This is a genomic window from Thiorhodococcus drewsii AZ1 (assembly GCF_000224065.1).
In the GTDB taxonomy this organism is placed as follows: Bacteria; Pseudomonadota; Gammaproteobacteria; order Chromatiales; family Chromatiaceae; genus Imhoffiella; species Imhoffiella drewsii.
Window position 1 is genome coordinate 1 of the sequence record NZ_AFWT01000082.1, and the last position, 4,666, is coordinate 4,666.

A 4,666-nucleotide genomic window follows, 5' to 3' on the forward strand; every position below is an offset into this window, starting at 1 on the left:
CGCGCTGATGGAGCGCTTTTTCGCGACCTTTCCGGGTCAGCCAGTGGCCTTCCTGTTGGCCGATCGCGAGTTCGTCGGGCGCGACTGGCTGGCGTATCTCCTGCGGCGCGAGCTGCCATTTCGCTTGCGCCTGAAGGCCAACGTCAACCTCACGTCCACCAAGGGGGCCTATCCGCTGCTGCGCGAATTCCAGACCCTGGCCGTCGGGGGCGACACGGGTGCTGCGTCAGCCGCGCCGGCTCTGGGGGCAGACGGTCTTTCTCAGCGCCAAACGCCTGGAGACCAATGAATGGCTGTTCATCGTCAGCGAGTCCTACAGCCACCAGGCCATTGAGGAGTATGCCCAGCGCTGGACCATCGAAACCCTGTTTGCCGCCTTGAAATCGCACGGGTTGCACCTCGAAGAGACGCATCTCACCAAGCCCGAGCGCCTCGAGCGACTGTTCGCGCTGCTGACGCTCACCACCCTGTGGGCGGTTCATGCCGGTGTCTGGGCGCACGAGCAACAGCCGATTCGCCAAAAAACACTCGAGCGCCCTCAGTTCAGCTTCTTTCGCTATGGACTCGACCTCCTTCAGCGCCTCATCACCCTGCAGGCCAGTTTCGCTGCCGAACTGCTCTGCGTCCTCGGTTTCATGCTCGATGGGCGACCGTTCAACGTCCAACATGACATGAGACGCGCGCTCTATTAGCTGGGGAAGCTATTCGTTTTGTACTGTGCTGAGCTTGACCACTACAAAAGGCAGCTTGCCAAGCCAAGCAGGAAACGGAATGCTGATCCGAGCAACCGTCAACCGACATCGATATCCTAAGCGGACAAGTTCCTGTCGCTTCCCTTGTCTGGAAAAGCGCGGGGCAAACGGGGATGAAAGAATGGTCGAGATCGTGATCGCAGGGGTGCAGAAATGCGGCACTACGGCTCTGCACAAATATCTCTGTTGTCATCCGCAGATTGTCGGCGGCCACAAGAAGGAAATTCATTATTTTGACGATCCGACGGTCAACTGGAGCCGCCCCGACTACGCCATATACGATGCGCAGTTTCCTGCCCGAAAGCCGGGGCAGATGCGGCTTGATGCCTCTCCGAGCTACATCTACCTGCCTCATTGTCTCGATCGTCTGCGGGCCTGCAATCCGGAGGTTCGCCTGATTCTGCTGTTCCGCGACCCAATCGAACGGGCTTGGTCGCATTGGGCGATGGCCACGCGCAGACGGCGCGAGACGTTGGGATTCGATGCGGCGATCCGTGCCGAACGCAGACGCATCGCCGCCTACCCGCCGGGCGATATCGGCTACAAGGCCTGCGCCTATTTGGATCGCGGCTTTTATGGGCGCCAGCTTTCCCGGGCACTGGATCTCTTTCCGCGCGACAGGATCCTTTGCCTAGCCAGTGAGATGCTGAAGGCCAATCCCGCAGCTGTGCTGGCCCAGGTGAGCACGCATCTGGGGATCGCGCCGTTCGGTCTGGTGCAGCCGCTCGAACTGAACAAAGGACCGGGAAGGCCGATCACGATGGAGCCCGGCACAAGGGCCTTCATCCAGGAGATGCTGCAGGACGACATCCGGCTCTTTTCCCGCCTGAGCGGCCTCTACACCGGGCATTGGAGCCTGTTCAGTGATCCGCAGCCTGCTTCGTGACCGACGACCGGCGCCCGACATTTACCTCCTAGCCCCCGAAACACATGCATGAACTGCGGTGATGCCAAATTTCGCGCTAAACGGATTCGAATTCTACGACGCCCCAAAGAATGGCGGCACGACCGTGCGGTTGTGGCTCAAATATGCCGAAGGCAGCCTGCCTGCGGATTTCGCCCGTGATGGCTATTACACGCTGGCTGGGGTCGGTCTGCCTCGGCAGTGGACCGATACGGTCATGGGGCCGCAGCCCTTCTTCGCGCACGGGGCTAAGGGGAACCGCCGCTGGTGCATCACCCGCGATCCGGTGGAACGTTTCATTAGCGCCTATACGGACAAGATTCTGCGCGAGACGCTGACCTCCTGGAGTGTGGACACCTGTCTCGATCTGCTGGAGTCCGGCGAGATGGAGCGGATCGCCCGGTCTACGAACCCCACGCGCCGCAAACAAGCGGCCTGCCATCTGCTGGGCCAATGTATCTGGTTCGGCCGGGACAGGGGCTATTTCGACCATGTCTTCAGTATTGCCGAGATGGATCGGGTGCGGGAGTTTTGCGAGGACAAGGTGTTCAAAATGCCGCTTCCGGCCTTTCATGGGCGCAATCAGTCGCGCTCCGGGATCGACCGGGTGATCATTTCCGCCGCGCAGCGCGATCGACTTGAAAGGATTTTCGCCGAGGATTATGAGGTCGGCTGGTGCAGCCTCCGCCAGAACGAGATGTGAAATGATTGAGCCAACCATCGTGACCTTCGCCAACGAGGCTTATATCCCCGTCGCGCGTAACTGGCTTGCAGCGATTGACGCCGCTGGGGTGAGCGCACCAGTACGCATCATCGCACTCGACGCCGCCACGCGGGACGCCTTTTCGGCAGGGCGCGTGCTTTACCGGCCGTGCGACGCAGCGCATCTCGCCAATCTTTGGACCTTTAGGATCAGTGTGCTGCGCGCGCTGCTGGCGGAGGTACACTGGCTGATCCATTCGGATGCAGACGCCGTCTGGATGCGCGACCCGCTGCCGATCATTGCGGACTGCGCAACCGACATGGTGTTTTCGCAAGGCACGGTCTGGCCACCGGATGTGCATGCAAGGCACGGGATAGTCCTTTGCTGCGGCTTCTTCTCTCTCCGCAACACCGGGCCGGTGCGCCGATTCATGGCGCAACTCGAGGCACGGGTCACGCTCGACCGGGACGACCAAGTCAGCGTGAACCGCCTAATGGACGAGGGCGGACTGGAATGGGCGGTCGAGGAGCCCTACACGATCCCGTTCCGCGACACGGTCTTTAGAGCCTCGCACCGGATCATCCGCTCCCGGGAGGATCATCCGGTTTCGGTCTCGGTGCTGCCCCATCACCTTTTTCCGCGGCTGATGGACGGCTCCGTTTCCGAGGTGATCGTTGCGCATCCCTTATCGCCCAAGACATGCGCCGACAAGATCGCCGTACTGTCGCAGCTCGGCCTCTGGCGATGAGCCGAACAATCCTGATCCATATCGGCAAATGCGGCGGCAGCACCTGCCGCTTGGCGATCCGCGACAGCGCGGTGCGGATAGACCGAGTGGTCCATCTCCGTCAGCCCACAGTAGAGATAGCGGCGCGCTACGTCATCATCGCGCGAGCACCGATCGCGCGTGCGCTGTCGGCCTTCAACTGGCGCCACCAGTTGGTGAACAGCGATGCGCGGCAGGCAGCGCGCTTTCCCGGTGAGCGGGCGATCCTCAACCATTACGGCAAGCTCGGCGCCTTGGCCGAGCAGCTCTATTTCCAGGACGGTACAGACAACGCCTTGGCGCAGGGCAATTTTCGCTCAATCCATCACTTAGGCGAAAGCATCGCATTTTATCTCGACCCGCTTCTTGCGCAAATCGGGCCGGGGCAGATGGATGGCGTCGTGATGCAGGAAACGCTGGAGGCAGATCTCACCCGGCTGTTCGGTATCACGACCAGCCTGCGCGAAAGGGCCCACTGCTCCGCGACCCCGCCCGGAATGCTAGCCCTGTCGAAACGGGCACGCGTCAATCTGCGCCGCTTCCTTGCGCGCGACTTCGCCTGTCTTGAGACGCTGCGCGACTGGGGCTAGCTCAATCCGAACAGCCTGCACGCGTTGGAAGTGGAGGCGCGGGACTGATGAAGTGCCATCAGCGTCAGGAATTGCTTGCTCCAATCGTCATACGCAGGAGCCCTCATTTTTTCCCAGCTGGGTCAACAGCCTTCATCGAAGGGTGCGAGCGCGCCGGCTAGCACCGCCTGATACTCCGACGACGCCGTGATCACCTGCGCGGCTTCCTGGAAGAGTGCCGCATGCTGGCGTACATCTTCGGTGACCTTGTGGGATTTCAGCTGGCACGGATCGCTTCTAGGGCTAAACCGCAGCTGAACATGTCCCTGACTCTGCTGCAGGAAGCGGTCGACGTTGAACTGGGCCTCTGGCGAGAGGCGCTCGCGCAGCGAGGTCACCAGCTCGGTCAGGTAGGCGCTGATGCCCTCATAGTGCACCAAGTGCCAGCCGAGGTCAGGGTTTTCCACGGCAGGGTAGGCCCAGCGCCGCAGGAAGCCTTCGATGTAGCGGCTTTTCTGCTCCAGCCAGGTGCGCAGCGCATCGGAGGCGATGGGCTTGTAGGCACCGTCCATCAGGCGCAGCGCCATGCGTGTGACTTCCGATTCATGCAGCAGGTTGACCTTCTTCATGCTGATGCCATGCGCCTCTAACAGCTCGTGGTGCTGCTGCATTTGGTGCAGCTCGAACCAGGAGGTCAGGATGAACAGCGGATCGCGACTAAACAACCACCGGCTAAAAGCCGGTGGGTTTGAGTAACGGACTGAAAGTCCGGATACGCGTCGACTGAACGACGCGTCTAGGGCTCCACTCGAAATTCAGCCGCTGGGTCTGGCTCAAAATGATGCTCCAGGTACTGCTTTATCATCTCCTCGCTCAGCTCGCCAACGGTGGCACAAAAGTATCCACGCGCCCAAAAGTGCCGCCCCCAGTAGCGCTTCTTCAGCGCCGGAAATTCCTCGAAGAGCTTGCTGG

At 61.0% G+C, this 4,666-nt stretch carries 7 protein-coding genes and 1 pseudogene; 6 read left to right on the top strand and 2 right to left on the bottom strand.

Annotated features, from left to right (window positions below; translation table 11 throughout):
• The 6 genes and pseudogenes from THIDRDRAFT_RS26970 to THIDRDRAFT_RS22845 all read left to right on the top strand — a co-directional run.
• Positions 1-289, top strand: a pseudogene (locus THIDRDRAFT_RS26970) (hypothetical protein); the annotation flags it as partial.
• A complete protein-coding gene (locus THIDRDRAFT_RS26975; protein WP_007043301.1) occupies positions 219-692 on the top strand; it encodes a transposase in 474 nt (157 codons plus the stop codon). The pseudogene THIDRDRAFT_RS26970 and the gene THIDRDRAFT_RS26975, both read left to right, overlap by 71 nt.
• Positions 693-873: 181 nt before the next feature.
• On the top strand, positions 874-1,638 hold the full coding sequence (locus tag THIDRDRAFT_RS22830; RefSeq protein ID WP_007043302.1) for a sulfotransferase family protein: 765 nt from the start codon (positions 874-876) through the stop codon (positions 1,636-1,638).
• Positions 1,639-1,699: 61 nt separating this feature from the next.
• Positions 1,700-2,359 carry a sulfotransferase family 2 domain-containing protein gene (locus tag THIDRDRAFT_RS22835; protein WP_007043303.1) on the top strand — a complete coding sequence of 220 codons (660 nt, stop codon included), beginning with the start codon at positions 1,700-1,702 and terminating at the stop codon, positions 2,357-2,359.
• A gap of 1 nt (position 2,360) precedes the next feature.
• Positions 2,361-3,107, top strand: coding sequence for a putative nucleotide-diphospho-sugar transferase (locus THIDRDRAFT_RS22840; RefSeq protein WP_007043304.1), 747 nt, complete (start codon positions 2,361-2,363; stop codon positions 3,105-3,107).
• A 50-nt stretch (positions 3,108-3,157) separates the two neighbouring features.
• Positions 3,158-3,715, top strand: coding sequence for a hypothetical protein (locus THIDRDRAFT_RS22845; protein WP_139058884.1), 558 nt, complete (start codon positions 3,158-3,160; stop codon positions 3,713-3,715).
• 122 nt (positions 3,716-3,837) lie between these two features.
• On the opposite strand, the gene THIDRDRAFT_RS22850 is transcribed toward THIDRDRAFT_RS22845, so the two are convergent.
• The gene (locus THIDRDRAFT_RS22850) at positions 3,838-4,365 is read right to left on the bottom strand and encodes a hypothetical protein (RefSeq protein WP_139058885.1); all 528 of its coding nucleotides are present in this window, start codon (positions 4,363-4,365) and stop codon (positions 3,838-3,840) included.
• Between the two features lie 125 nt (positions 4,366-4,490).
• Positions 4,491-4,666 (bottom strand): transposase (locus THIDRDRAFT_RS22855; protein ID WP_007043307.1); only part of this gene is annotated, 176 nt, incomplete at its 5' end.

Excerpts from the sequence above, each read along its gene's own strand:
- THIDRDRAFT_RS22830 (WP_007043302.1), top strand. The coding sequence starts at position 874 with ATGGTCGAGATCGTGATCGCAGGGGTGCAGAAATGCGGCACTACGGCT.
- THIDRDRAFT_RS22835 (WP_007043303.1), top strand. The coding sequence starts at position 1,700 with ATGCCAAATTTCGCGCTAAACGGATTCGAATTCTACGACGCCCCAAAG.
- THIDRDRAFT_RS22840 (WP_007043304.1), top strand. The coding sequence starts at position 2,361 with ATGATTGAGCCAACCATCGTGACCTTCGCCAACGAGGCTTATATCCCC.
- THIDRDRAFT_RS22850 (WP_139058885.1), bottom strand. The coding sequence starts at position 4,365 with ATGCAGCAGCACCACGAGCTGTTAGAGGCGCATGGCATCAGCATGAAG.